The organism is Klebsiella sp. GL120222-02, assembly GCF_003097195.1.
Taxonomy (GTDB): Bacteria; Pseudomonadota; Gammaproteobacteria; order Enterobacterales; family Enterobacteriaceae; genus Klebsiella; species Klebsiella variicola.
The window spans coordinates 980,569-1,006,784 of sequence record NZ_QEQO01000001.1; the positions used below are offsets into that span (position 1 = coordinate 980,569).

General features: G+C 49.4%; 31 protein-coding genes and 4 pseudogenes. 10 read left to right on the top strand and 25 right to left on the bottom strand.

Annotated elements, in window-relative coordinates; translation table 11 throughout:
- Position 1: 1 nt before the first annotated feature.
- The 8 genes and pseudogenes from N438_RS04875 to N438_RS04905 form a co-directional block, all read right to left on the bottom strand.
- Positions 2-1,306 (bottom strand): terminase family protein, encoded by a 1,305-nt coding sequence (locus N438_RS04875; RefSeq protein ID WP_116696145.1) that lies wholly within the window; start codon positions 1,304-1,306, stop codon positions 2-4.
- A complete protein-coding gene (locus N438_RS04880) occupies positions 1,284-2,288 on the bottom strand; it encodes a terminase small subunit (protein WP_080895629.1) in 1,005 nt (334 codons plus the stop codon). The genes N438_RS04875 and N438_RS04880 overlap by 23 nt, the downstream gene beginning before the upstream one ends.
- A 349-nt stretch (positions 2,289-2,637) precedes the next feature.
- The gene (locus N438_RS04885; RefSeq protein ID WP_023304777.1) at positions 2,638-2,883 is read right to left on the bottom strand and encodes a DUF2560 family protein; all 246 of its coding nucleotides are present in this window, start codon (positions 2,881-2,883) and stop codon (positions 2,638-2,640) included.
- Between the two features lie 148 nt (positions 2,884-3,031).
- Entirely contained in the window at positions 3,032-3,367 is a 336-nt protein-coding gene (locus N438_RS04890; RefSeq protein WP_243414551.1) for a TonB family protein, read from the bottom strand.
- A 122-nt stretch (positions 3,368-3,489) separates the two neighbouring features.
- A pseudogene (locus tag N438_RS28705) lies at positions 3,490-3,689 on the bottom strand (hypothetical protein).
- Between the two features lie 209 nt (positions 3,690-3,898).
- On the bottom strand, positions 3,899-4,111 hold the full coding sequence (locus N438_RS27460; RefSeq protein WP_133246601.1) for a hypothetical protein: 213 nt from the start codon (positions 4,109-4,111) through the stop codon (positions 3,899-3,901).
- Between the two features lie 470 nt (positions 4,112-4,581).
- A complete protein-coding gene (locus N438_RS27795; RefSeq protein ID WP_080895631.1) occupies positions 4,582-4,854 on the bottom strand; it encodes a hypothetical protein in 273 nt (90 codons plus the stop codon).
- A gap of 97 nt (positions 4,855-4,951) precedes the next feature.
- On the bottom strand, positions 4,952-5,236 hold the full coding sequence (locus tag N438_RS04905) for a hypothetical protein (protein ID WP_032735912.1): 285 nt from the start codon (positions 5,234-5,236) through the stop codon (positions 4,952-4,954).
- 85 nt (positions 5,237-5,321) lie between these two features.
- Between N438_RS04905 and N438_RS04910 the strand changes: the two genes are divergently transcribed.
- Positions 5,322-5,504, top strand: coding sequence for a hypothetical protein (locus N438_RS04910; protein ID WP_080895633.1), 183 nt, complete (start codon positions 5,322-5,324; stop codon positions 5,502-5,504).
- A gap of 21 nt (positions 5,505-5,525) precedes the next feature.
- Here the strand turns inward: N438_RS04910 and N438_RS27800 are convergent, their stop codons facing one another.
- From N438_RS27800 to N438_RS04995, 17 genes and pseudogenes are all read right to left on the bottom strand, one after another.
- Positions 5,526-5,702 carry a hypothetical protein gene (locus N438_RS27800; protein ID WP_165818784.1) on the bottom strand — a complete coding sequence of 59 codons (177 nt, stop codon included), beginning with the start codon at positions 5,700-5,702 and terminating at the stop codon, positions 5,526-5,528.
- A 7-nt stretch (positions 5,703-5,709) separates the two neighbouring features.
- Positions 5,710-6,336, bottom strand: coding sequence for a glycoside hydrolase family 19 protein (locus N438_RS04915; protein WP_065811852.1), 627 nt, complete (start codon positions 6,334-6,336; stop codon positions 5,710-5,712).
- On the bottom strand, positions 6,336-6,617 hold the full coding sequence (locus tag N438_RS04920; RefSeq protein WP_008806056.1) for a phage holin family protein: 282 nt from the start codon (positions 6,615-6,617) through the stop codon (positions 6,336-6,338). Before N438_RS04920 ends, N438_RS04915 begins: the two co-directional genes overlap by 1 nt.
- Complete coding sequence (locus tag N438_RS04925; RefSeq protein ID WP_165818785.1) at positions 6,604-6,999, bottom strand: phage holin family protein; 396 nt, start codon at positions 6,997-6,999, stop codon at positions 6,604-6,606. Before N438_RS04925 ends, N438_RS04920 begins: the two co-directional genes overlap by 14 nt.
- A 576-nt stretch (positions 7,000-7,575) precedes the next feature.
- Positions 7,576-8,202 (bottom strand): YagU family protein, encoded by a 627-nt coding sequence (locus tag N438_RS04930; RefSeq protein WP_065800602.1) that lies wholly within the window; start codon positions 8,200-8,202, stop codon positions 7,576-7,578.
- 252 nt (positions 8,203-8,454) lie between these two features.
- Complete coding sequence (locus tag N438_RS04935; protein ID WP_080895635.1) at positions 8,455-9,270, bottom strand: antitermination protein; 816 nt, start codon at positions 9,268-9,270, stop codon at positions 8,455-8,457.
- A 235-nt stretch (positions 9,271-9,505) separates the two neighbouring features.
- Complete coding sequence (locus N438_RS04940) at positions 9,506-9,760, bottom strand: colicin E3-like toxin immunity protein (protein ID WP_023282492.1); 255 nt, start codon at positions 9,758-9,760, stop codon at positions 9,506-9,508.
- A gap of 9 nt (positions 9,761-9,769) precedes the next feature.
- Positions 9,770-11,629, bottom strand: a complete 1,860-nt coding sequence (locus tag N438_RS28710) for an S-type pyocin domain-containing protein (protein WP_050484056.1) — start codon at positions 11,627-11,629, stop codon at positions 9,770-9,772.
- Entirely contained in the window at positions 11,629-12,765 is a 1,137-nt protein-coding gene (locus N438_RS04950) for a tail fiber domain-containing protein (RefSeq protein ID WP_065800600.1), read from the bottom strand. Before N438_RS04950 ends, N438_RS28710 begins: the two co-directional genes overlap by 1 nt.
- A gap of 398 nt (positions 12,766-13,163) precedes the next feature.
- Positions 13,164-13,775, bottom strand: a complete 612-nt coding sequence (locus tag N438_RS04955; protein ID WP_065800877.1) for an NADAR family protein — start codon at positions 13,773-13,775, stop codon at positions 13,164-13,166.
- 1 nt (position 13,776) lies between these two features.
- Positions 13,777-14,763 (bottom strand): hypothetical protein, encoded by a 987-nt coding sequence (locus N438_RS04960; protein ID WP_243414552.1) that lies wholly within the window; start codon positions 14,761-14,763, stop codon positions 13,777-13,779.
- A gap of 387 nt (positions 14,764-15,150) precedes the next feature.
- Positions 15,151-15,234, bottom strand: a pseudogene (locus tag N438_RS29065) (transcriptional regulator); the annotation flags it as partial.
- A 9-nt stretch (positions 15,235-15,243) separates the two neighbouring features.
- Positions 15,244-15,489 (bottom strand): transcriptional regulator, encoded by a 246-nt coding sequence (locus tag N438_RS04975; RefSeq protein WP_116696147.1) that lies wholly within the window; start codon positions 15,487-15,489, stop codon positions 15,244-15,246.
- Position 15,490: 1 nt separating this feature from the next.
- Complete coding sequence (locus N438_RS04980; RefSeq protein ID WP_080895639.1) at positions 15,491-16,183, bottom strand: replication protein P; 693 nt, start codon at positions 16,181-16,183, stop codon at positions 15,491-15,493.
- The gene (locus N438_RS04985; protein WP_080895640.1) at positions 16,180-17,100 is read right to left on the bottom strand and encodes a replication protein; all 921 of its coding nucleotides are present in this window, start codon (positions 17,098-17,100) and stop codon (positions 16,180-16,182) included. Before N438_RS04985 ends, N438_RS04980 begins: the two co-directional genes overlap by 4 nt.
- A gap of 343 nt (positions 17,101-17,443) precedes the next feature.
- Positions 17,444-17,980, bottom strand: coding sequence for a toxin YdaT domain-containing protein (locus N438_RS04990; protein WP_023282480.1), 537 nt, complete (start codon positions 17,978-17,980; stop codon positions 17,444-17,446).
- Between the two features lie 17 nt (positions 17,981-17,997).
- A complete protein-coding gene (locus N438_RS04995) occupies positions 17,998-18,231 on the bottom strand; it encodes a hypothetical protein (protein WP_023282479.1) in 234 nt (77 codons plus the stop codon).
- Between the two features lie 41 nt (positions 18,232-18,272).
- Here N438_RS04995 and N438_RS05000 point away from each other — a divergent pair, with 41 nt between their 5' ends.
- The 9 genes and pseudogenes from N438_RS05000 to N438_RS05035 all read left to right on the top strand — a co-directional run bounded on the left by N438_RS05000 (position 18,273) and on the right by N438_RS05035 (position 26,213).
- Positions 18,273-19,025, top strand: coding sequence for a S24 family peptidase (locus N438_RS05000; protein WP_023282478.1), 753 nt, complete (start codon positions 18,273-18,275; stop codon positions 19,023-19,025).
- A gap of 406 nt (positions 19,026-19,431) precedes the next feature.
- Positions 19,432-19,545 (top strand): annotated as a pseudogene (locus N438_RS28715) (hypothetical protein); the annotation flags it as partial.
- The gene (locus tag N438_RS05005; protein ID WP_004179600.1) at positions 19,542-19,733 is read left to right on the top strand and encodes a YebW family protein; all 192 of its coding nucleotides are present in this window, start codon (positions 19,542-19,544) and stop codon (positions 19,731-19,733) included. The pseudogene N438_RS28715 and the gene N438_RS05005, both read left to right, overlap by 4 nt.
- A gap of 8 nt (positions 19,734-19,741) precedes the next feature.
- Positions 19,742-19,897 (top strand): YdaE family protein, encoded by a 156-nt coding sequence (locus tag N438_RS05010; RefSeq protein WP_023282477.1) that lies wholly within the window; start codon positions 19,742-19,744, stop codon positions 19,895-19,897.
- A gap of 137 nt (positions 19,898-20,034) precedes the next feature.
- A complete protein-coding gene (locus N438_RS05015; RefSeq protein ID WP_116696148.1) occupies positions 20,035-23,295 on the top strand; it encodes a RecE family exodeoxyribonuclease in 3,261 nt (1,086 codons plus the stop codon).
- Positions 23,258-24,417: pseudogene (locus tag N438_RS05020) on the top strand (RecT family recombinase). Before N438_RS05015 ends, N438_RS05020 begins: the two are co-directional and overlap by 38 nt.
- 40 nt (positions 24,418-24,457) lie before the next feature.
- Complete coding sequence (locus tag N438_RS05025; RefSeq protein WP_023282473.1) at positions 24,458-24,697, top strand: DUF4060 family protein; 240 nt, start codon at positions 24,458-24,460, stop codon at positions 24,695-24,697.
- A gap of 64 nt (positions 24,698-24,761) precedes the next feature.
- Positions 24,762-24,974 (top strand): excisionase family protein, encoded by a 213-nt coding sequence (gene xisR, locus N438_RS05030; protein WP_004179593.1) that lies wholly within the window; start codon positions 24,762-24,764, stop codon positions 24,972-24,974.
- Positions 24,975-26,213, top strand: coding sequence for a site-specific integrase (locus tag N438_RS05035; RefSeq protein ID WP_064168416.1), 1,239 nt, complete (start codon positions 24,975-24,977; stop codon positions 26,211-26,213).
- Positions 26,214-26,216: the final 3 nt, after the last annotated feature.

Sequence of the window (26,216 nt, forward strand, 5' to 3'; positions counted from 1 at the left end):
TTTACATCCGCAGTTGGGTGACTTTTCCAGTCGGTTTGATGATCGGGAATTGCTTCACAATGAAATACCCACCGGCATCGTTGGGGTGATCGTTATCCGCCGTTTTATCCGGCTCACCGTTTTCGCCCCAAACCTGTTGCTCAAGCGATTCGGTGTACACCGGGCACCGCTTTACATTCACTTTGTAGCGACGTTCACCGTTACCATTGCAGAACATGGCATTCATCGCGTTGATGCGGTCTTTCACTGGCGGGTTTGATGCATTAACAACCACATTGAAGCCGGCCTGCTTAAGCTGAGCGATATCCGTGGCGCTGGCATTGCTGGATTTGCGGGAATCGCCGGAAGCGTCCGGGTAAATATAGATTTCCCGCACCTTGCGATAATTGTTGCCGTCATACAGCCAGAACCGTTCTTTGATGATGCGGATCATGTCAGGGGTGTCGTAAGCCTTCACAATTTCATTCACCGCAAACGGAAGCCCCAGACGTAACACATGAACAACCCCGGCCATCTTCCCGACGTTGAAATCCATACCGATATACAGCGGCTCACCGGGTTGTTCTTCCTCCCGGCAGTTATTCAGCTTACGGTCAAACTGATGGTAAATCGTCCCGCTGGTCAGATTGGTGAACTGGCCACGGAGATAAGCCTTGATCAGCTCCGGCGGGTATGACTCCATCAGCGACGGGATATAGTCCGGCGGCAGATTCTTTTCGTTGTCGAACGTCGAGGCCTGCACCAGGCCATACAGCATTGAGAGCGAAGGCTTATCTCGTACAGCTTTTGCGAACTGCTGATAAACGAATTTAAACCCTTCCGGCGTCGTGGTGACGTCGATCCCGTTACGAAGACCGGCCACGTTGTAACGCATACGAGCAATGATTTTTCGCCAGGCTAACTGCGCCTTTTTGGCGGGCATTACGTCCAGCTCATCAATCAGCGCATTACCGATTTTAAAACCAACGATGGTTTGCGGTTTCTCCATCGAGCGGCAAATCGTCGTTCCTCGGTACTGGCGCCCGGCGTAGAAGTGAACCTCTTTGTTTCCCTCGTTGATTTTGACATTCAGCCCCCAGTCGTGGGCCACCTCCTCAACAGTGGGATAAAAGATGTCACGGATCTGCGGATACGTTGGCGCAAAGTAACCCTGGTTGATTTTGGGGTGTTCCCACATCCCTTTGCAGATACCACCGCAGCCGACCCACGTCTTGCCAGAACCGAAGCCGGCGACGTAGGCCTTAAACTTGTACTGCATCGCAAGGAATTTGGCCTGAGGGATGTTAAGCGTCGGTGCTATCGCCATCCTCTTCCCTCACTCGTGCATCGACTACGTTGATATTGATTGCAACTGGCGTTGGTTCGTCATCCTCCGGATCAGTGGCCAGCTCTTTGCGTAATTTTTCAACCTCCAGCTGCCGGCGCTCAATTTCAATCAGCTGCAGACGCTGGGCGAACTCGCTATCAGCCAGGCCGAGACGTTTCATCACCGCCTCGTACATTCGCTCACGGCTAATAGCGGTAATCTCCACGCCATTCTTCCCAAGCTTCACACCGGAATAGGCAAGCGCAGCATCAGGCGCCAGCTTGCGCGTATCAGCGAAGAAAGGCTGGCCGACGCCATCTCCATTACAGCGAGGGCATTCCGGGTTAGGTGCGCTGGTGTGGTCGTAACCGTAGCCACCAACATCGACGGGCTCGCGACGTTTTCGCTCAAGCGCTTCGAGTCGCTTCTCTTCGTACTCAACAGCGTCACGCCATTGATACTGGTGACCGAAGCCCCAGCAATAGCGGCAACTCCCGCGTCGATACTGTGATAGCTGGTTGGCGTCGAAGGTGGCCAGGCGCCATATCTGCTCAAGCACTTCATCGGCGCTGCCGAGCGTGCGCACAATGGATGCTTTCTGCTGCTGCGCAATGGCCTGCGCAACTGAAGTTTTCTGAAGCAGCTGATAACCAATTTGTTCAGCAGTCTTCTTGCTATACCCGGCTCGAATGGCGGCCTGCGTGGCGTTGTTGTCCTTCAGGTATTCCGCGACAAATAAACGTTGTTGATCGGTGAGGCCATCATCCACCACCAGCTCTTCTGCGCACTTTTCCTTTTGCGCAGTGCGCAGTTTCTTCTGCGCAGGTTTTTGCGCAGTTTGCGCAGTGGGTTTCTTGATGTATCGGCGGGCAGTAGCGTAATTCAGTCCCTGCGCTTCACACCAATCCTTCGGTGATACGCCGGTTGCGGCATGATCGGACAGGAACCGTTGCTGAAGCTCGCCCCAGTCCGGTTTTGCCATGGATTATTCCTATTTAACGTGAGGGAGAAAAAGGAATTACTGATTCTCCATAAAATATTCACTTTTATGTTTTGGAATCAAGGCTCTTTAGTTCAGGAGTTATTATGAAAAGAATTATGCTTGTTGTTTTTGTTATCTGTGGTGCGCTGTCTCTTTCAGGATGCATTTTGCCTCCGGGAGGCCCGGGCGGCGGACATGGTGGTGGTCCTGGCGGCGGGTTCTCACATGGTCCGGGTTTGCGTTAATTACAACAGACTCTGAAAAGGGCCTGTTCGTATCAGGTGGTATCGGTCGATACCACCTTTCCTGAACGAGAAACGATACTTCCATATGCACCGACAGTAATGCCTTAGCTGGCCTGCTCAGCGCCGGTATCAAACAGCGCCAGCGCTTCGGTCGCTTCCTGGATGGCCTTGCGGGTCTTCGAGACAATCTCGCTTTCCGTGTAAACTCGATCAAAGGAGTCTGCGAAAAGCTCAGACTTCAGATAGCTGTCACCAACCCAGTCAATGGCCAGCTTGGCCGCTGCGGTGTCGTAATTCACTTTCTTGATGATATCCAGGCGGATTTGCTCGGATGCGGTGATCTCTGACATGTCTTACCTCTGTGCGATGTGGGGAGCATTATCGAAGGCATATCTTGTAGATGCTCCGTAATGCCATAAAAAAACCACCCGTAGGTGGCCTTTGCGATGACAATGAATGCGGTATTAATGAAAAAGTATCAACACTCTGCTCTCTAATTTATTCGGACGGAGCTTTGATTTTAAAATATATTGTTTTTGTTAAGCCTTGGCTCGGTTTATTGTTTTCATAACGCCATTGGGCCATTGCCGCAATGACTGCAGAGTCGAATAGGTGCTGAGGTTCTGATTTTAGGATCCAAACCTTTGATATCTTGCCATCAACACCTACGTTATATCTAACCGCCACACCTCCTTCAATCCTGTTAGCCAGTGCGTAATACGGATATGCAGGATGCGGCGAATATAGCAGCTTTGGTTGAGGGTTTTTAGTGGAGCTGGAACACCCCAGAAGCATACCACACAGGAAGATCGTACCGATAAATCCCTTTTTCATGAAAACACCAATACCGTTAATGTAAATCAACATTATCAAGGTACAGCTTTAACGTGTAGAGGAGAACACCTATTAATGGTAGACATCAAAGCCTTTCATCCAAAAAGTAGCTTCTTTAGTGTTTAATCTTCCAGCTGAAGCACGCCGTGTTCTTCTGATTCTGAGTAAGCGATAAGCCCCTCGTAACCCGGAACAGTGCTGCCGTCATCAGCTTCAAATTCGGGGATGCTAGCCTGAGTGATCGTGTAAGCGGGTTGACCGTCCTGCTCAGTGAAGTCTGCAAAACCTTGATTTGCTCGGCTTTAAGGACTAATGGAATCATAGTTTCCTCGTTTACCACCTTGAGGGGTTTATATTCCAGTTTTCCCCTAGTATGGTTAGCAGTCAGCATCAGGCTTGGCTACTGGGCGACGTTACCCAAGCTCACTACCTAAAGACTCTCTTTAAGTGGAACGTGCGATGCTTAATAAAAAAGCCACCTAAATATAAGATGGCTTCAACTCTGCAGACTCATTGTTAACTATAAGGTCTTTATTCTGAGGGTGCACTTGATGTATTAGCATACTCAGCAGCAATCATCTTATTGATTACTGCATCCGCATATCTAAAAGCAGCATTTGCACAGGCTTCGGCAGATAATTTGTCTTCGATATCACCAGCCAAAAGCCCCTGCAATGCCATGCCAACAAGCCACTGCCTATAAGTCATGCCACTAGGTAATTCATTATTAGCTAAATCTTCCATATTCCCTCCTATGTAAACCCCAAGAGATAATAGCTATAAGACCTATCCGAGGGAAGTAAAGACACACTCTCACAGTGGTTCGTGCTCATGCCCTTGAGTCGCTGTCGCATCATTGCCGCTTATTCCGGTGCACGTCTGGCATTCGCGCTGCTTTACCGGGGCTTGTGTTATTTATGAACCCTTACCCATCACCACCATATAGGCTCGCCATTAAGCGACTCGGGGCAGCATCACGACTGCTACATTGCCTTTCGGCTGCGGTCTTTCCGCTTATTGCTTCATGACTTTATCCTCGGGTGGGGATAACTAGTGATTTATCCCTTAGTGGGGTTAGCGCTCAGTATCGGCCGGCCATCAGGCAAGGGTGATGCGCTGCTTCTGACGTTCGCATATGGTGTGAAGAAACACTCAGATTTCCCTGCTGCCTGCGGTAAACAACCCAACGTGACCAGCAAGTATGCCCCGAGGACCTACGAGTACTTAATTGCCACTATCGCTACGAACAGTGCAACCAATGCCACCAATAGTGACACACCAGTGAGCAGCAACGAGGCCGTATTCATCATCCGCTGATAGTAAAACTCTCGAATGGTTTTTTCTGTCGATATTCGATGCTCAATGTCATCAGCATGAGGGAATGATTTGTCGTAGCCCTCCCTTATTTTCCTTTCAATGGATTCATGAAGTGCTGAGTTCCACTCATGAGTAAAATTAACAAATGCATCAGCAATTTTCTGTTTCATTGTCGTCTCACCCTGATTGTTATTATTGGTGATGATATCAAATAAGATGACAAAAAAAGCCAACGTATCGGTGGGCTTGTTGTGACATGTCACGGCATCAACAATCGCTATCAGGCCTTGCTATTGCACGGCATGCCCACATACAGGCTTCCTGCATTTTGGTGCGCGCGATAGCCATGCAGCGCAAAGCCTCTGCTCTCTCGGTTTCGGCCTGACTACCACGCTCGACAACTTCAGCCGTTGTAACCTCTCGCTCAGTATCGAGCAGACTGCAAAAATGCCGGCTGACACCTTTAAGGCGGTTCATCCGCTCAATGTCGCCAGCGGTTAATGTGCGGTAGCCTTTTACAGTGCTGCCGTCCTGCGGTTTAGCTTCACTCATTTCGTAGCCCTTTCGGTTGTACCTAATTTGCTTTTACTGGCTCGTAGGTTGATATTGATGGGATGGAAAGCATGGAGATAACCAAATGAAACAGATACTTTTTACATGGTTTGCTTTTACAAATACCTATGCCTGCATCACCGCCAGCATTAATGTGAACAACTCGCTAATGCTTAATTCATCTGTGCCGTGGATTGTTGGGGTTTCTCTTGGAGTAATCACCAATTACTTATTGGCTAAAAAACTAAAGGAAAGCGGGTTTCTGTAGCCCTGCAGGTTGCTAGCCTGCTTACTTCTTAACGCTGTCCGGCATCACCGCGCCAACAACCCCAGCCAGCGCTACGCCGCCAGCGATGACGGTTTCCTGAATGCCCGGAGGCATCTTATAGCCGAAGACACCGGCGATGACCAGGATGATGCCGCGCCAGGTTGACGGCTCTTTCAGTCGATTAATGAGATAGTTCATGTTTCCCTCAAACAAGAATACTTTTTGCCAGGAGATAGCGGGCTTTGCGGTCATCAATGCCGTTCTGTCCGCCGTTGATAATCTGAGTGACGCGTGTAAGGTCACCGGGATAACGCAAACAGCCGCGTGAGGTATAGAACCAGGCAGCACTGCACGCCGCATACTCATCCTGTGCCAGCAATTCAGGCTGTTTAACCAGATCAATCTTCAAAGCATCCCCGCAGTCGCGGTAATTGTTCAGGCCAGTGGTCTGGATGAGCCCGCGCCCGCGGTAAAACCAGCCGTCTGTTGCCCCGTTATTCCCCATGCGTTTGCTGTACACCAGATTGGCGATTGCTCGTTGCCTCTCCAGTGGCAACGATGGTTCACCCTGCCGGCGGCCGAGCGAATTAGCCTGACCCTGCGTCAGCCGCCCGGCGCGGACAAAACTACTCAACCCGGCCACGCTATAATTGAAGCTCTCAACAAGCTGGGTAAATCCCATGCTTTCATGCCCTACCTGGGCAATGAACATCGCCTGATCGATAGCTTCTGTTATACCAAACTCTTTCATCGCGGCTGTAATATGCGGAAACCAGCGCGCAGCTAACCCGGCGCTGATGCCAGCCGCCTTCTGGAATTGTGTTTGATTCATTAGTGCCTCAGTGTATCGACCAGACGCGCCACGTTACCCCGAGCCCATAGCACGGCGGCGCATATCATCACGTTTGCCATTACCACCAGCCAGTGGGACTGTACGTAAAGACCGAAGATAAATTGGAAAGGAATACTCGCGTAAATCAATACCAGTAAGTAAGCAAGAATGGAGATACCAGGACGATGCCTGGCACCGCGACGTTGATAAAACATCAAAGCGCAGACAATAACGGCACATATAACCGCATTGACCAGCGCTGCCGGGTCATTTATTACCACTCGAACCTCCTCCCCTTAATCGGGAAAGTAATCCGAACAGGCTGCTCAAGTCCTGGCTGTTAATGAAAGTCAGGACCTTGATGGTGACAGCAGATGCCACCACCGCTCCGAGCGCGTCTAGAGGGCGATCTGTATAGCCTGTCCAGGTAGTAAATTTTGAGCCTAATAATCCGGCAGCCAGAACACCGACAATAAACGACGTCATGAAGTAAGCTATTTGCCTTCCACGTGTCAGGTTTGCGGTCGTTGCCACATAAAACACCGCGCCGCCAAAAGCCCCAAATACTACACCAAAATCGGTATGGGTGATAACGCCATATACGACGGAACCAATTAAACAGCCGCCAAAAATCAGGCCGGTACCAGTTAAAGGATCGGACATTAAGCACCCTCTTATTGCTGTGAGTCCTCTCAGAATTGAGGGGAAAAAGAAAAGGCCACGCATAAGCGCAGCCTTCAAATAATGTTTTCCTTTGCTTACTGAAACGCCTTATTGATGGCGTAAAAAAGCCCGCCTGAAGGCGGGCAGAAAGTAGGCATTCTAGGTAGTAACGAATCGAAGGCACTCCTAATAGTCCGAGCTACCGATTTACCAGGAAGCATTCACTTTTGCCGTTACGTTCTATAAACATAGAAGGGCAACCGCAAAAGTAAACCTGCCATAAATCTTAAATATGTTTAGTGGCAATGTGGTGCCGGGTGCCTCCCGATGAGCATGCCCCAGTCGGCATGGCCCGCGCTGCATTTACAGGTTTCTGTAACTGACTGGTCGCCCCTCCGCATAGGGGGATTCACCACATAAATACGTTATGCTGCAAACATAGCCAGCGTCAATACAACGACTGTGAAAGATGCCGATATTACGGCTGCCATCACAGCGAACAGCACTGTCGAACAGCTACCAATCGCAGGCATAAAAAACCCGCATTTTATGCGGGTCTGGCTTTTACAGCCTGGATTATCTGAATGCTGAATTCAGAGAAACCTCAGCATCAGGTTCGTGCGTAATTCTGTTTCTGAGATCCCGGCGAATTATCTCAATTGACCAGAACCACACCAGGTGTCCAAATATTTCAGAAACGTTTTCATACCATGGTAGTTCGAACAACGGTGGGGTTAGGCCCATAAGCGGGAACGAAATCATATGGACAAACAGTTGTGCGAGTGCACCTGCAAGCAAACCCTGCCACAGCTTGATTTTTGGAAACACCTCAGCAACTACACAATACCCAACCGCAAACACGATGGAGAATATGATATGCGTTACACCTACCCAGTTAAACACATGTCCGGCGAAGGTATAGACAGCCGCATTTGGATCGGCTAACCCTAACCAGTCACGCAGAAAAATATAAGGAGGGTTAAGGAAGTTTCTGGAACAATCAATTTGCCCGGCAGCTCGAATTAATGACTCTGGTCCACAGGCACTGGTAAACATGTCGACAGGGCTACGAGGTGGTAATGGTACTTCAGCACCCCATTTAACAAATGCAGAAACCACCCCAGAAATAAGCCCGATAAACAATGCAACGCCATAATGCCGTCTGCAAGGTTCGGTTCGCACAAAAATATCTTTTAACGCCATAAGACCATCACCTATAAAGAATATTTACAGTTCCTTAATATTCCTTAAGATTGGCGCATGGCATTTTGATTCAGATCACACTTTATAGCCGATTTCAGGCATTTGTTTTCAAAAACACAAAACCCTGCAGTAGCAGGGTTTATATGAATGGTTTCGTTCAGGCGTTTTATTCCACGATTCAAAATATACACGACAAATTCGGACAAAATCAAGCATCGTGCGCTTAAAATGCAAAATAATGCGACCATTTACTCAATCAGCTGTTGCTCGTTGAAACTCTTTATCTGCCCTCTCCTCTTCCTTCCAGCATTGGTCCACCAGCGCATCACAGAAAGGTTTCCAGTTACGTGTCCATGTTCTGATGTGCAGGTCTGGGATAAGCATCAGAATCGCTTTGTAAGCAGCAGTAGACGGCATCGTTGAAAAGCCATTCCCCGAACAGCGCTCACAGATTTTATATACCGGTGCTCCCTGCTCTTTTGTCGCTTTGCGATCCAGAACCCGGCCAGAACCACCACAGCGGCAGCGAGCGTTTACTTTCCCCTTACCGTCACAGGCTTCACATTTAGCGCTTATGCTGGCTGTTACTTCAGTCCACTTATCCCAGTCGGAAGGACGGACAGCACGGGATTTTTTAGCCCAATATGGTGCTTTGCCCCACGGATTAGAAACTTTGCGTTCTGTGGTAGAAGTTTCAATCTGTCCGGTTCCATTACATACCCTGCAGGCTCCCGTTGTTTCCGCGGACCGGGAATATTCCGCAAAAGCAAACTGCGCCAAAATCAGGCAGCAGCGACCCAACTCTTTACCCGCTGTTTTGCGTACGTTCTTCGGTGCAGTTTCAATCGCATACCGCGCTAGCGCCTGGACGGCCAATTGCTGATCTGTCTTGCTGATACCAGCCTTTCCGAAGAAAGCAGACAGTCCGAACCTTGCCCTGCTGCTTGTCACCCCAATACCAGCCATAACATCCGTACCGTTGAGACGGTCAGGTGATGTGCTTTTCACATCGTCGCTGATATGCATGCCCTGAGGGCTGAAATGTTTTAAGGATGCTTCGAGTTTCATGCTTCACCTCCAAAGAGGTAAAACACTGAATGTAATAAAACGCAGATGCATTTCTGCATCTGTGACTGGTTGAAAGGTGTTCTGAATGTCGTTTGCACTTTGAGTCCCCTCAAAGCGCAGAAGTCACCAGAGTTGTTCAGGCTCCGATGACATGATTATGGCTGGTTGATAACTGTAAATCAACTACAAATATAGCCAACCACGAAGGCTGGCTATATTTTCTTAGGTAGGCATATTACCAACTATCACGATAATCAAATGAAATCTGGTAAAGATTTTTATCAGTTTCAATTTTATTTTTAAAATGAGGTTGCAATAAAGGAATCCAACTCTCTTCTAAATCAAAGCCACCATTATTGATATTATCCTTTAAAGGAATACCAAGGCTTTCGATAACCGAACCATCATCACCAAAATCCTTAGAGTACTCTTTGCCAACTAATAAATCTGTTTGCTTATTAAACCATTCCAATCGTAATTTCAGTCCCATTAATTCACCTCAAAGATATTTTTTGATGTTACGTTTAGGGTCCGGACCTTTAAGTTGCTTGCCGGTGTTTGGATCAAATGCTCCAAGATGAGAGCCGTCGCTAGCTCTGTAACCTTCAAGTTCTCCATGCTGCGAATCCCACTCATAGATTTTTCGTCCTTTATCTCCCACCCATCGATCTCGTCGTCCACCTCCCCCTTGTTTTGGAGTTTTTTTCCGAGACTCAATCAACTCCCCCAACCCCTTAATTTCTTCAGTTTTTGGAGCCGGATGATAATCATGTCCGTAGTCTTTTACTCCTTTCCTGGGTTGACTAGTCATTACATAAATAGGTTCAACACCTGTCCCAGAAGCATCCGGCTGCCAGTAGATGAAGTCCTGTAGTGGCGGAATGTCTGCAATCGGCAAAGTTGTCGTGACGATACTGTCAGCCTGCTTCACCTCTGTACCGGTGTGAACAGGTGTTACTGGCACTGGCCCGCTATTGCCGGTATGCCACGGAGCAGCAGGGCCAATTGGAACCGGATTCACGAGGATGGTCCGCGACGGCGCACCAGACATCGCCGGTACCGTTATTTTATCAAGGCCAGTAGTACTGTCACGTACAGCATCCAATACAGGAACAGTGGAAGGTACTCCATCAGAACCGGTTTTTACAAGCATCAGAGACTGGCGCCCATCAGTTTCCGAAGAGATGAAGCCACGTACCGGGAGGTTGACGCTCTTCATGCCCGGTTCGATACTCAGCTTACCCGCCGTGAACAACCTGGCTTGCGCAGCCAACATCTCGATATCCCTACCAGGAACCTTACTGTCGCTTCCGCCACCTGCGCGAGGTGAAAAGAATAGCGTCGATGCTGCGGCAACCATGGGACCAACAGTACTAGCTGTTGCAACACCAGCTACACCTCGCCATAACGCTGAGGCAATCCAACCTGAGAATTCAGCAGTAGCCGTCATTACTGCACTAGCAGCAGTAGTTAAGACGCCATTAATTTCTGCAGCCAAAGCGGATAACTGTATCATCGCTGGAGCACGATTCAGTAACCTAACACCCGGTGTTAAAAACAACGTAGTGGCTGCTTTTGTCATCTCCAGTGTATAAACAGGAGTGTCCTTAATCCCAGCCTTTGCAAAAAGCGCCTTTCGAGCCTCCTCTGCTTTCCGCCGCTCAGCTTCCGCTTTAGCTCTTGCCTCTGCTTCAGCTTTCTCAGCCGCAATTCTGTCAGCTTCAGCTTTTGCTTTTGCCGCTGCCTCTTGCTTCCTTGCCTCCTGCAATTTCCGTTCAATTTCTGCCTGCTTGCGCTGTTCTTCTTCCTGCGCTCTCAAAGCAGCCTGATAAGCTTCTTCAGCCCTTTTGGCTTCCCTTTCAGCCTTTTTACGAGCTTCTTCAATTGCCTTTTGACGGCCTATAAACTCGGCCATTGCGGCCATTTGTTGGTTATTCTGATGAGCAAGATCAATAACAGTAGGCCGCGTTTTGTTGTTCTGAAGCGCTCGATCCACTACATCTTTCAGATGTTGCGTGAGTTTGGCCTGTTTTGCTTTTGCTGCCTGCTGAGAAAGCATGGCAGCCTTGGCCCTTTCAGCCTGCGCAGCCTGCGTTTTTGCAAGATTCTCTGTAGTCCATTTTGCAGTCGCATGAATTGCTGCTGAACTTTCAGCCTGTAGTCGGGTTAGAGACTTTTTACCTAAGTCGGCCTGGAGGCTACCACTTCCAGGAATAATAGGTGCTTCATTCCCAGAAAACCCTGTGCCGCTGCCATCTCCACCAATGACAGTCATCTCCTCTTCGCCGTTTTCATTGACGCCAAGTGATACCATTCCAGGTGGTGCGGGGGTAAGAGGAACCGGTTGATTATCTGCCATCACTCTGTCTCCTGACCACTACGAGCTTCCAGATCGGCTAAACGATTTTCCAGGGCAAGTCGAGCCTGACGTTCTTCCTTAAGCGCTTCAATAAGTAGTGCTACCACTCCATTGATATTGATGCTGCGAGCATCCTTCAACACACTGCCGTCATTGAGTGTAAGTTCCGTCTTTGAAACAGCCTGTGGAAGGACTTCCTCCAATTCCTGAGCGATTACACCAGCTTCGGTAACGCCCTGCTTCAGATAGGTGTAACCACTAATACAATCGAGCTTTTCTAACGCATTATCGATTTTCTCGACCTGGGTTTTCATTCGCGCATCAGAGCTACTGTTCCAGGCACCATTGGTGTAAGCATGGCCATCATTACGGAATTCAAACCACCCCTGCGCGCCACCATTAGCTACATGTAGTCCGAGGAAATGATGCTGACCAATACGCTCATAGTGATAAAAGTCTGCGGATAAATCCCCCGCGCCCTGAATCCATAACGCATTGGTTTTACGGTCTTTATCATTGTTGACGTTACGGTTACCTGCAGCTTTAATCCATCCCTCTGAATTGCGTTTGGTAAACTGCCCGGCATCCAGTTCGGCATTTGATCGAACGCGCAGTTCGTTCCAGCTACCCTGCCAGTCACGATAAGAGAGTAGACCGTAATCTTGCTTGCCTGCTTCTACCCTGGCGCACATCATCATTTGGGTGGTGATATTACCGCTTGTAAAATCGGTATGAATGGATGGGGATGAATAGGTCTGTCCATTTATGATCGGCGACGGGCCGGTCGTACGCGCCGAAATGCCTGCATCATGCGAAACTACAGCCCCACCAGAAATGTCCACGCCATTACGGAGAGAAACACGACCAGTTTTGAGATTGAAAGATAATGGGCGAAGGGTGTTCCATTGCCCGTCTTGCGCCTGATCTTCTGGAGTTACAAGAGCATAAAAGTCATTACCGTCATTGCGCAGAATAACTCCCGTTTTACCACCCGCCAGACGAAAAGCGTTCTGAGATTTAGAAACCACTTCACCATCAGTTACAACACGTTTACGCAACGTAGTCAGTGATTTCATTTCCGAAATATCGTCGTTAACACCGCTTAAAACTTGTGCATTGATTTTTTGATCAACCATTTCCATTTTCCTTGTCGATTGCTAAAAATAACCACTGTATAAATACACAGCTGTGTATTTATACAGTGGTTATACACCTGGTTTTTCAACTCGTCAACGTCGGTTTAGTATCCGGATACGAGTCGGTCCTTTAGCTAGATGCAGAGGTAAGCCCCTGAGCATTAACCCAATAGTGCTGTTCTTTAGGACTTAATACTGAGCATTTAGGTGAGAGCAATCGGTTGGAGGGTTGCGGCCTCTGTTGCAGCAGACAGTAGTCAACCTATCTTTGACATAATTCATGCCGAGAGAGTGCCACTCGGAGGTCTATTGATGAGGAATGCTTAACAACATAGAAATAAAAAACCCGCAGAAGCGGGTTTGAGGATCAGGCGCGGCCGTTAAAGGACAAATCCGTATTAAAAAAGCGATAAGCTTTGCCCTGTGTCCGCCAGTGGCGGAGTGAAAGTGACATCGCGAATTTGCTCGCCGAGTAGAAGAAACTTATCCAAGGAGAGCGGCGGTATAGTAGTAAAACCTGCGTGCCCCTTCCTTCTTGCAACGTCTCTCGCGTCCATAAGAATACGGCCTAACACGTTCATTCCGTAAAAGTTACCTTCGGAGTCTTTACTCGCTCCCCAAAATTGATCCTTATCTGAGTGTTCAACGATGTCATGCTCACCAGTGCTATCCAAAAGAGCGAAAAATTTTTCCCAGTTCTGGCAAAGTTTAACGCATACGCACCACTTCATAATCGAAACCCGATTCTTTTCCCAGCCTGAACGCGTCTTCGCTTCAAACAATCTTGCAGTCTGCTTAGCTTCGTATGGGTTGCCTTGAGTAATGATGGCCTTTTGTATCTCTGGGTAGTCAGGGTACCGGCATGCTTGGTATAGGATTTCACTCGATTGGATTGGCAACCCATTGATTAACAATGGGTAACCTTTAGCCATGTTAGAAAGACCGCCCCATTTCTCGGTGGTTTTCCTAAAAGCAACTGCATTCTTAAGTGGGTATAATCTATAGCTCATGTCACGCATTATACCCATTACGTCTCATAAGTGGATACCAGCAGTCCAATGCTGGTTGACCGGTTTCGTGATAAGTACCCCACCAAAAAGCAAGCGGTGCATTGTTTGGACAATTTCTAAATGTGAATATTGTTCCGCCAAAGCCAACACCTCTAAATGTTGAAAAACCTAAAGGTTTTATTACAGGACTTCGAGTTTGACTGTATCCAAGGATCATAAAACCAATTTTAGTTAGAATAGCTTCAAATCTGTCACGTCTGTTTTCATCTGGAAAGATATTATTTGCAATATAGCCATCCCGATAGGTTCCTCTATAATTTAGTGTTTCTGTCGCCCATAAAGGCATAGACACACTTTCAGCTTTTGGCCAAAAAACCCCCGACTGAGAGGAGTTTCGACGCTGATTTTCAATGCGTCCGAAATCCCCGCCACCGACACCAATCCGGATATTCCTATCGGAAAATTGACTTTCGAGCTGATCTTTAATTTTCCACTCAGAAAAGGTGTGCAGTACTATAAAAGAAATACATATATTTATATTATTTAAGTTAAAATGTTCAATGAACCAAGCTAAATCAGTTATCGCTTTTGCTCCTGAGAAGGAAACGTCATCTATATATACAAATTCGTGAAAAGAGTGAACCCAATGAACGTCAGAATTCCTATTTACGATATTCAAATCATTTTCTCGAAAAGATTGAAGCAAATCCAAGTATTCATGCTGACTTGAGCCCTGCACTTGGATATCGAGAAAAGCTGCGTTGCTAAAAACTTGTTCGTTTCTAGGTTCACTAGCTGTTTGACAAGCTGCGTTGTGATAAGCGCTCTCGCGAATATAACCTAGCCCCATTAACCGATCAGTTTCTTCTAAAACAAATCGCCTATCGGCTTGATCGAATTGTTGAATCCAGCGACTAACATGCGCAATATTCATACCGCCTTGTGGCGGATATCGATAATCAGTGAGCTTACTTGCAATCTGGCCCATGAGATCTTCATCTGTGATGCTGTTGACGCACATTGAGTTCATCCTAACTTTAAAATGCAAAAAAATCAGATTACTCCCAAAAAATGAAAATAAAACTACCAGAATTCATTATGTTACTTGAATCACATATTTCACATTTAATAAGTTGTTGGGTATAGCATGGCTCATAGCCACAACAGGAGTATCGCTTTGATACCTTCGTCAGCGAAGCCGTAAATATCTCTGCAGTTGAACAAGCGATACTTCAATCAGTTCCACCCGACCATCCGCAGTGTTCAGGGCCATTAATGCGATGAACCGCTTCTGCTCAGGCTCCATACCTAACACTGCCATCTTGCCGTTCAAATTGAAGAAAACTGCATATTTCTGAAATCCTCGATTTTCATACCCCTCCCTCCCCCAAACCATCAATACTCGCTTCATAGCCGCACTGTTTCGGCACTCCTGACAGATAACGTTCACCTCTGTTCGCTGTACCAGTTACGTAGTGCCAATACATCTGGCGGGTGCGGTGTCGGCCGCATGTCGCATTCCGTAACTGGTCAATCGGTAAAGGCGCTGTCCGTAGCGTCCCTCACATGAAATCAGGGCATCAGCCAGCAAAGAGCCAATCGCTCCCGATGTAATATTGCTGGTCATGGCGACCAGGGAGGCCAGAAGTGCAGAATTGAGGCCTGGGTTGTTACTCAATGCAGCCATCAGTTGGTCACGAATTGTTGTCGCCATCTCACACCATCCCGTTCGACTTGTTGCGATTGTACTTCGCCTGAAGCAGTTGGATCGGGGTCAGCCCGTGCTCGGTAGCCGGCGCCGCAATTGCCCGACGCACAGGCGGAACCGGCTTACCCTCGGTGGCGCGCTTCTCCCACATGTCCAGAAGGTCGCCCGCCTCGCGCGCCAGCTGACTATGCGTTAACTGGCGCTCCGTGCTACGGTGGCGCAGTTCGATGCAGATGTGGTACATGACCGGCTGCGACCAGGGGAATTGCTCGCTGGAGGTAAATTCGAACGAGCGGTTACGCCAGTCCCAGTATTCGGCGATCACCTGGTCAACGGTGGTACCCAGCGCGCCGCCGCTCTGTTTGCACCAGGCGACGAACTGCCCCGGCGACGGCATGAAGGGTTTTTCCTGTTTGCGCGCAACCCGCATCCCTGCGTTAATCTGCTCAACCGTGGTGATCCCGTTCTCTTTGAACGCCAACAACCACTGGCGACGCATCTCGTTGAGGTCTTCCGCAGATTTGTTGGCCAGCACCGGGAATACGGCGAGCAACTGGCGGAAAAGCTCGTTGAAGATCTCCGCAGTCTTGGCCGCCTGGCGCTTTCCTGCCTGCTCGTCCTGCATTTCCGGAAGCCCGGCAGCCACTCGCTGGAAGTTTTCACGGTCGAAGTTGTGCATGCTTTCTGCGATAGATTTCACTCGAGTACCCCGTTGATCCAGTCTGTGTTGTCCAGCGCACTTGCGCCTGATGCGCTTCTGGATGGACCATGGCTGCGCAGGCGTTTAGTTGTGAGCTGATCCCATTTCTTACGTAGTTTTGAGGGGCAAAGGATGTTTTCCTGCCAGAAACCGTCCTCATTTGCCCACTTGAACAGTTCGCAGATTTCATAGTGAGTGCGCTTGTCCTGCAGGCGCATCAGGCGGATGGTGTTCGCCCATTCAACCCAGTTCGGCTCAGAGAGGGAGGCATTCACGGTGAGGGCTTTATCGAAAATCCATCGCGCGGCTTTGAGGTCGTCAGCTGTTCCCCAGGATTTACCCGCAGGGGTATAAATCCCATCGGCCGCTTCTGGATGACGAGAGAGAAACTTCAAAGTTTCCTCGTTTCGGGATTCTTTAGAATTCCGAAACGAAGAAGATCTTTTACTATTGTTCTTTTTCTTGTATTGGGTGTCTCCCGTTTCCGGGAAAGGTTTTCCCGTTTTCGGTAACACTTTTTCCGATTCCGGGGAGAGTTTTCCCGTTTTCGGTTTGTCTAAAATCCACTCAGATAGCTCAGTATTTATACCGACAATTTTCATCACTCCCTGCTTATGAGCGAAGATAATTTTCCGCTCCGCGAGAGATTTGATTGTGTCGGAAATATGCGACTCTCCGAGGTCTGTCAGCTCAGCAATCACCGTGTTTGTTACTCGGTCCTGCTTCTTGTTCCATCCATAGGTAAGCCAGATAACAGCCTCAAGACACTGCCACTCACGACCAGACATCCGCAGACGTGGCTTGAGCTTCTGTATCTCGTTTGCGATCTTGGTATACCCGTTAGCCAGGTCGGCCATTTGACCTCCCGAACGCTCGGTTTTAATCGGAAAATTGATAACTTCAGCGGTATTTGACATACTTCATCCCGTGAATTGACCCAATTAATTCACCCGAAGACTGGCTGTGTTGGCGCACAACAGTCTTCACCCTTTCAGAACAACCCAGCCTGGTCGCGCCCTTTCGCACTTTGCGCTTTGCTTCCCGGCGTTCAGCTGCGCTGGTCTGCTTCTCTGCCCATAACTTTGCGTGTCGCATAACATCGTCAAACATTCCCCCTTGCGGCTTGCCTGTGACATCCGCTTGTACATATCGACCGCCTAGTACGCCCCCCCTGAGCCACTGCTTGCGTGAAGCCTTTGCGAAGAAGTTCCTCGCGGACGTTCTTCTGAATAAATTCGATGTGATTCATGGATACCCCGCTTACATCACGCCAAGCATTGAGCTCACGATCGTCATCAGCGCTCCTGTCTGCTCAGGCATTAGCCTGAAAAGTGACGCTATTCCCTCGCTCACCTCCTTCAGCTTCTGGTGCTCTGGCGCATTCAGCATCACCGCCTGCTTTGCTTCAGCGCATTCCTTCATGGCCGAAGATAGGCGCGACAAAATATCGTCCTGAGGCATCAGGCGATGGCGGAACTCCAACGGAAGAACGGTCATGATTGCCGGGGTAAGAAGGCGGACGTACTCGCGATAGCGCTCAGACTCGGCCGGGTTGTCCAGGTAGCGAAAAAGCTTCTGTCTGGCACGGCTGATATCATCAGGAAACGCGATCTCCTCGCCGCCCTGCTGTCGCCACTCATCGATGATGTATGCCGAGACAACATCCTGCCCTTCAGCTGCTGCCCAGGCGCGAACGGCAGAGCGAATACCGTCGTGATCTAACTCTCTCAGCTGATTTCGCTTTATCAAGGCACCGGTGTTGAATCCGGTATTTTGTTGATAGGTAAGTGAACGCATGATTTTCCCTTTAATGTTCAGAGTGCCGTATTACGCGGAGTGACGAATACAAGGCTTTCTTTGAGCACCGGGGCCTGGCTGTGAAAAAATCTTGTAGCATCTTCAATTGCGGATGCCATTTCGGGAGATGCACGGCGATTACCGTAGGCAATCTGATCCAGATAGCCCGGGGTCGTATTCGCCAGCTTCGCTAGTTGTGCCCATTCGTCAGTTGTGGCGCCCTTACGCCAGCGGTGTAGTTCTGTACTCATTGGTGTCTCCGGTTGAGTCAACAATTTTGGAGTTTAGCTTTATGCTAAATACTACGCAAGCAACATTTAGCAATTTGCGCATTTATCATTTTGCTAAAAACGACAACAATGCAGGGATGGAAAATAAAGAAATCAGAAAAGCCAACCTGGAATCTCTGTACGAGAAGCGCCAGAGCGAGTCTGGAATGACAAAGGCACAGTTCGCCGAACTCATTGAGACAAGCCCGGCAGCTCTTAGCCAGCTTCTGGGTCCAAATCCTCATCGCAATATTGGCGATAAGATGGCCCGCAAAATTGAGTCTGCGCTTAATCTGCCTTTTGGCTGGATGGATGTTTTACATGCCAAAGAAACATCTTCGAACGTTTCGTTTCGAGGATTGAATGAGACGAAAGGAAGTTATCCTGTAATCAGCTGGGTAAGCGCGGGGCAATGGATGGAAGCTGTAGAACCATATCACCGACGAGCGATCGATCGTTGGTACGATACGACTGTTGTATGCTCTGAGGACTCCTTCTGGCTGGATGTAAAAGGAGATTCAATGACCTCTCCTGCAGGTCTGAGCATACCTGAAGGGGCTGCTATTCTGGTAGATCCTGAAGTAGAGCCTCGAAATGGAAAATTAGTGGTTGCCAAACTAGATGGCGATAATGAAGCTACTTTTAAGAAACTAGTTATCGATGCTGGCAGACGCTTTCTAAAACCCCTTAACCCTGCTTATCCGATGATCGAAGTTAACGGCAACTGCAAAATCATTGGGGTTGTCGTTGACGCTAAAATTCTGAATATTCCCTAAACTCCTATTTGGACTCCTTAGCCCGCCTTTGCGCGGGCTTTTTTGTCTCCTCAATGTCCCTCCTCGTTATCGACAGAACTTAAATCCATTATTAATCAATACGCTAAAACAACACACCAGATAATTTAGCATTTTGCTATTGCGTGAAATTTAGCGACACGCTAAATTTACCACGTTGCAACATCACAGATATGTAGTAATTAGAGTCAAGCCGAGAGGACTCGGTGATAACAACCGACGGCCATCCACCGTCTTACATTAAGCGCAGAAGTATTTCTTGTTCCGCTGGCCACGTAATGGCTGAGGTTGAAATGAGTAAGCAAGGCATCATAGCCATGGTCATTTCAGCAGTAATTGGGCTCTTCATCTGGATCGCGCTTTTCTGCGCACTGAGGGAGTTATTTACATGATTGATTTCGCACGCAAACCCGCTCGTCAGCAGGCTGTTCGTTTAAGTCCGCTGTCAGCTTTCATCCGCCGGGTGTGCTACATGCTCGCGCAAAAAGGAGACCCTTCATGAGCACGATGTTCGCTCTGGTTCTCACCGTCAGCATGCTGACGGGCGGTAATCAGGATGTCCTGCTCGGCGTTTACGACACTGAGAATGACTGCAAGGCAGCTGCAGAAGAGCAACATGTGAAAGCTGAATGTTATCCGCTGAAAGGTGTACTGGACGAGCATCCGGCAGGGTTCACGGTGCAAATGTAGGGGGAAGAATGCAGAAGAAATGCGGTTATTGCCGCAAAGCTATCGAGGGAAAACCAGTGGTAAGCACCCTGTTGTACCTCCAGGGGAACCAGCTCGCACGGAAAGAAAAAGAGTATTGCTCAGAACGTTGCGCCTCTCACGACCAGATGGCTCACGAGGGCTAACGTAAACCCGCCGAAGCGGGCTGTACGTCCGGTGCCACCGACCAAAGTTACACCGGAAATTACCAAAACCAATGACCACCCTGAATGGGCGCTACCAATGGCCCGGGGGATTCTACATCCAAAATAGAGGCTATCACATGGAATATTTTTATCTGATAAAAGCGACTCAAAAATCGGGTAAAGCTGATGCCGTAATCTGGCGCACTAATAAATCAGAAGCTCGCGCCCTTCTACAACTGGACGTCGATCTGGAAGACGCTGGGATCGAAACAGGCCGCGGCAAAGACTATCAAAAACCAATTCGCACCGATTTCCCGGTATTCAATGACCTACCAGCGGAAGGCGTTCTCAATTACTCATGGTGCGAACGCTACCAGCTCGGCGATGATGGCCGCACCTGGGCTCTGAAGCCAGGTCAGGCGCCTGCGGATCATCACATCGATGATGCCGGAGTATCCGCTGAGCCCGTTAGTGGCGTGCTGGTTGATGCCAATACTACTGGCGACGCGGCACAAGGTGAGACCGTGGAAACTTTCGGTAGCGATGAATACCAGGACGATTCGAGCGCGCTTTTTAACGTGGCAGAACTCCCCTTTCGCGCTCAGCTGCTGGCGCAGTATATGGCCGAAGAAAGTCACGTTTATCATATCAGCATGCCTCACCGGCAGGAGCTGTCAGTTCTTGAAATGGACACTGATAATGCTGCCGTCCAGGATCTGATTCTGGCCGCCGAGAATATTCCTGAAATCAAAAAATACGATATGCCGGCACTCTGGAAATTCACAAGTGCCAATAAAAAAGTCTTCCCCGAAGGGAAACGGCATGAGCTCGGCAAGCGTATCCAGTTTGCAAAGCTGTGGTTCGCCACGAACGCGATTGACCGCGGCATTCTCACCAGGGAATGGGCTGCCGGTAACTGTATTTCTTCAGTTATGAAAACTGATGCAGGTACGAATGCTGGCGGCGCTAATAAAACCGATCGCAATCCTGACTACACCCATACCCTTGATACGCTCGATGTAGAAATAGCTCTGGCCACAATGCCGATGGATTTCGATATCTACAATTTCCCGGCATCAATTCACCGCCGGGCCAAAGAGATAGTCCAGAAGAAAGAAAGTCCGTTCAAGGAATGGTCTGCAGCGCTGCGCAAGGTCGCAGGCATCCTGGATTATTCACGCGCAGCCATTTTTGCCCTTATTCGTGGCGCCACCAGCGATATTCACCATTTCCCTGTAAGCCTGCAGACCTATATCAATGCGAACCTGACCGAGCATAAGCATGACGTCCCTTCTGCTGAGACGCTTGAAAAAGCCGGTCATGTTTCATCTGCCGCCGTCACTCTGGACGCTGTGAAAAAGGCTATCGATGGAGATGAAGATGTGCCTGACCTGGAAACTCTCCCAACTGACTTTCAGGTAATTGGCACCGAACTTGTGAAAGAAGCTCAAAAGAAACGACCTGACGCTAATCAGGTTCTGGCCGCCGAACGTGGCGAATATGTCGAAGGTATCAGTGACCCCACGGATCCGAAGTGGATAACCGAAGACCTGACCAAGCCCAAACAGCCTGAAGTTTCAAACATGGGCAATGGTGTTTTTTCGATTGATGGTCTGATGGATAGCCAGACATCACCAGCACCAGCACCAGCACTTTCTATCGTGGACCAGGCGCGCCAGCGCGCTGCAGAAGAAAAATTACATCCAGCTAATTCCGGGGAAACCACCAGCAATGTGCAGATGGAAACGGCTCAGCCGGTCGAAGACGAAAATGATAATGCGGTATCAGCAGGCGAAGGCGCTGATGAACCTCCTGCGCAAACAACTGCCGTGAACATGAGAGAAATACTGGCTGAACGCTGCCCGGATCTTACCGCCGAAGAGCTGAAAAGCCAGGTTTCCGAGAGTGCTCATAGCGATGAAGAGGAAGAGGCTGAACAAGCAGCGCCAGCATGGCCGGAGTATTTCGAGCCTGGTCGATATGAAGGTGTGCCAAATGAGGTCTACCACGCCGCTAACGGCATCAGCTCCACGATGGTTAAAGATGCCCGGGTATCGCTGATGTATTTCGAGGCGCGCCACGTATCCAAAACCATCCAGAAGGTACGCTCCCCTGTTCTGGATATGGGCAACCTGGTGCATGCACTGGCGCTGCAGCCTGAGCAGCTGGAAAAAGAATTCAGCATCGAGCCGGAAATCCCGGAAGGCGCCTTCACCACGACTGCGACGATCCGCGCGTTTATCGACGAATACAACAACGGGCTACCGCCGCTGTTGAGTGCTGACGACATCAAGGCGCTGCTGGAGGCGCACAACGCCAGCCTGATCGCCCCCCTCAGCACCGATGAGATCAAAGCACTCATTGAAGAACACAACGCTAGTCTGCCAGCGCAGACCGCTCTGGGGAACGATATCAACGAAACAGGACAGAGCTACATGTCTCTGCCAGTTGATTTCCAGCGCATTGAAGAAGGCCAGAAACAGACCGCATCTGCAATGAAAGCCTGTATCAAGGAATTTAACGCCACCCTGCCGCCACAGCTCAAAACCAGTGGCAGCCGGGAAACGCTGATGGAAACTCTGGCAATCATTAATCCGGATCTGGTTGCTCAGGAAATGCAGAAGCCCTCACCAGTTAAAACCAGCGGAAGTCGTGATGCCATGCTGGAGCAACTGGCGATTATCAATCCTGACATGGTTGCTCAGGAAGTGCAGAAGTCGCAGCCGCTGAAAGTATCAGGTACTAAGGCGGATCTGATTCAGGCCGTGAAATCGGTTAAACCGGATGCCGTGTTTGCCGATGAGTTACTGGATGCATGGCGCGAAAACCCGGAAGGAAAAGTGCTGGTTACCCGCCAGCAGCTGGCTACGGCACTGGCCATTCAAAAAGCACTGTTGAATCACCCGACCGCCGGCAAGTTGTTGACGCACCCGAGCCGTGCCGTCGAGGTGAGCTATTTCGGCATTGATGAGGAAACCGGGCTGGAAGTTCGCGTGCGTCCTGACCTTGAGATAGACATGGGTGGCCTGCGCATCGGTGCAGACCTTAAAACCATCAGCATGTGGAACATCAAGCAGGAAGGCCTACGCGCGAAACTGCACCGGGAAATCATCGAGCGCGATTACCACCTGAGCGCGGCTATGTACTGCGAAACCGCAGCCCTTGACCAGTTCTTCTGGATATTCGTCAACAAAGACGAGAACTACCACTGGATCGCCATCATCGAGGCATCCGAAGAACTACTGGAACTCGGCATGTTGGAATACCGCAAAGCTATGCGCGCCATTGCGAACGGTTTCGACACTGGCGACTGGCCGGCGCCGATTACTGAGGATTACGCCGAAGAACTCAACGATTTTGATGTGCGCCGTCTCGAAGCACTGCGCGTACAGGCATAAGGGGATATGACAATGGAAAACACCAATATTGTTACCACTGAGCAACAGGCTCCAAATACCATTTCTGCCAGTAACACCATCTTCAACGTGCAGGCGCTCGGCCAGCTAACGGCATTTGCAAACCTGATGGCAGATTCTCAGGTGACGGTACCTGCACACCTCGCGGGTAAACCAGCCGATTGCATGGCGATCGTTATGCAGGCAATGCAATGGGGCATGAATCCCTACGCAGTAGCGCAAAAAACGCATCTGGTAAACGGTGTGCTTGGGTATGAAGCCCAGTTAGTCAATGCGGTAATCGCCAGCTCAAGCGCCATTCATGGCCGCTTTCACTATCGTTACGGCGGCGACTGGGAGCGCTGCACCAGGACTCAAGAGGTCACCCGGGAAAAGCACGGCAAAAACGGGAAATACAATGTCACTGAGCGTGTACGAGGCTGGACAGATGAGGACGAAATCGGGTTATTCGTCCAGGTCGGCGCGATTCTGCGCGGTGAATCAGAAATCACCTGGGGGGAGCCACTTTATCTCTCTGGAGTCGTCACACGTAATTCTCCTTTGTGGGTTTCTAACCCGAAACAGCAAATCGCTTATCTGGGCGTGAAATACTGGGCGCGGCTGTATTGCCCGGAAGTCATCCTGGGTGTTTACAGCCCGGATGAAGTTGAACAAAGGACCGAGCGAGAAATAAACCCGACGCCGGCGCAAAGAATGTCTGTGGCAGAGATCGCCAGCGGAACAGACATCACCACCAGCGCGCAGGATTCAGCTCTCAATATTGATTCCCTGGCAGATGATTTCCGTGACCGCATTGAGCGCGCCGAATCGGTCGATGCAGCAAAAGCCATCAGGGCGGATCTGGATAAAGAGAAAGCTGTGCTGGGCACTGTTCTCTTCACCGAGCTGAAAGGTAAAGCCGTGCAGCGTTATTTCATGGTTGACGCCAGAAACAAAGTTGAGGCCGCGATCAACTCTCTACCTAATCCCGGAGAACCGGAAGCCGTCGAACTGTTCGCTAAAGCTGAAGGCATTCTCAACGGCGCGAAACGCCACCTCGGTGATGAACTGTATGACCAGTTCCGCATCACCCTGGACGACATGAAACCGGAATACGTGGGCTAACCAGCTTGGGAGGGGAAACTCTCCCGATTAAGGAATGTATATGCGATTGATTAATCGGAGCAAACACTCCCCTCTGGGCCGCCAGGCGTGCGATGCGGCGCTGGCTAAGCACGTAGAACGTTACGGCGATTACGGACGCAGCCAGATGAAAGAGACGTATACGGTGCAGATTGAAGGAGTAAAGGTCTGGGTGGAGGTGGTGAACCGTAAAGCGAGTTACGTGGCCACGGCTATGACCGGCATGCGCCGGTTGAGAGCCCTCCCCGGGCAGGTCGCCTGATAACGAATTATCAATCCACTACGGCGCGCATGCTTATACTCGGCATGTCGCCAGAGAGGTTTATATGGCGCAGATCATTTTTAATGAAGAGTGGATGGTTGAAAAGGCTCTGATGGCACGAACTGGCCTTGGAGCCCGGCAGATTGAAAGTTACCGACAAGGAGCCTGGATAGAAGGCGTTCACTTCAAAAGAGTTTCCCCTTCTGGCGAAAAAACTTTGCGCGGAACTACCTGGTACAACTATCCGGAAATTAATAAATTTATCCGGGATTCGTAAATGGCAACACTACCTACAGGCGTGGAGATTCGTGGTAACAGAATATGCGTCTGGTTTATGTATAAAGGTAAGCGCTGCCGCGAAGTGTTAAAGGGGTGGATTGTAAGCCCCGCAAACATAAAAAAAGCTGGTAATTTAAGAGCGGTAATTACCAGCGAAATAAACATGGGGGAATTTGATTACGGGCGTCGATTCCCCTCATCCAAAAAGGCAGTAGCGATTAACACCACGTTACAGGTGAGCACATTTCATGAACTGTGTGAACTGTGGCTTAAAATTAAAGAAACTGAAATCAGCGCCAATACTCTAAAGAAAACAAAATCCCAGGTTGATACAATAATAAAAATCATGAACGGAAACACTATGCTCACTGCTATTGGATATAGTGACGTTCTTAATTGTAGAAACGAATTGCTAACAGGAGAAACCTTCTATTCAAAAAACAAGCGTAAAAATAAAAAAGGCAGAACAGTTTCGACTGTCAACAATTATGTTTCTTTACTGTGCTCTATTCTGAATTTTGCGTACATGTCGGGTTTTATCCAACATAAACCATTTGAGAGCGTAAAAAGCCTACGTAAAACAAGGGCTAAACCTGACCCACTTACAAGAGAGGAATTTGCAGCCCTCATGGCAAGTGAACGAGGCCAAAGCCAGAACATGTGGAAATTCGCCGTCTATTCTGGTGTGCGGCATGGTGAGCTGGCGGCTCTGGCATGGGAAGATGTCGATCTGGATAAGGGCGTGATACACGTTTGCCGGAATCTGACAGCAAACGGCATGTTCGGCCCACCAAAAACAGCGGCAGGAAACCGGACGATACAATTGCTCGGCCCTGCCCTGGACGCGCTGAAAGCGCAGCATGAACTGACAGCTGGACATCCGGTATCCACTATCACGTTTCACCACAGGGAATACGGCTCAAGCGAGGAACAGAATTTGCGATTTGTTTTCATGCCGCGGAGACGGAAAGGCGAGCAAAAACCCTGCTATTCGCACAGCAGCATAGGCAGCAGATGGGAAGCTGCAGTAAAACGCGCTGGCATTCGCCGCAGGAATCCGTACCATACGCGGCATACTTTTGCCTGCTGGCTCCTGACGGCTGGCGCAAACCCGTCTTTTATAGCCAATCAGATGGGGCATGAAAACGCGCAAATGGTGTACGACGTTTATAGTACATGGATAGAAGAGATGAACGGCGACCAGGTTTCTATGTTGAATTCCCGGCTTGGGCTTTAACAC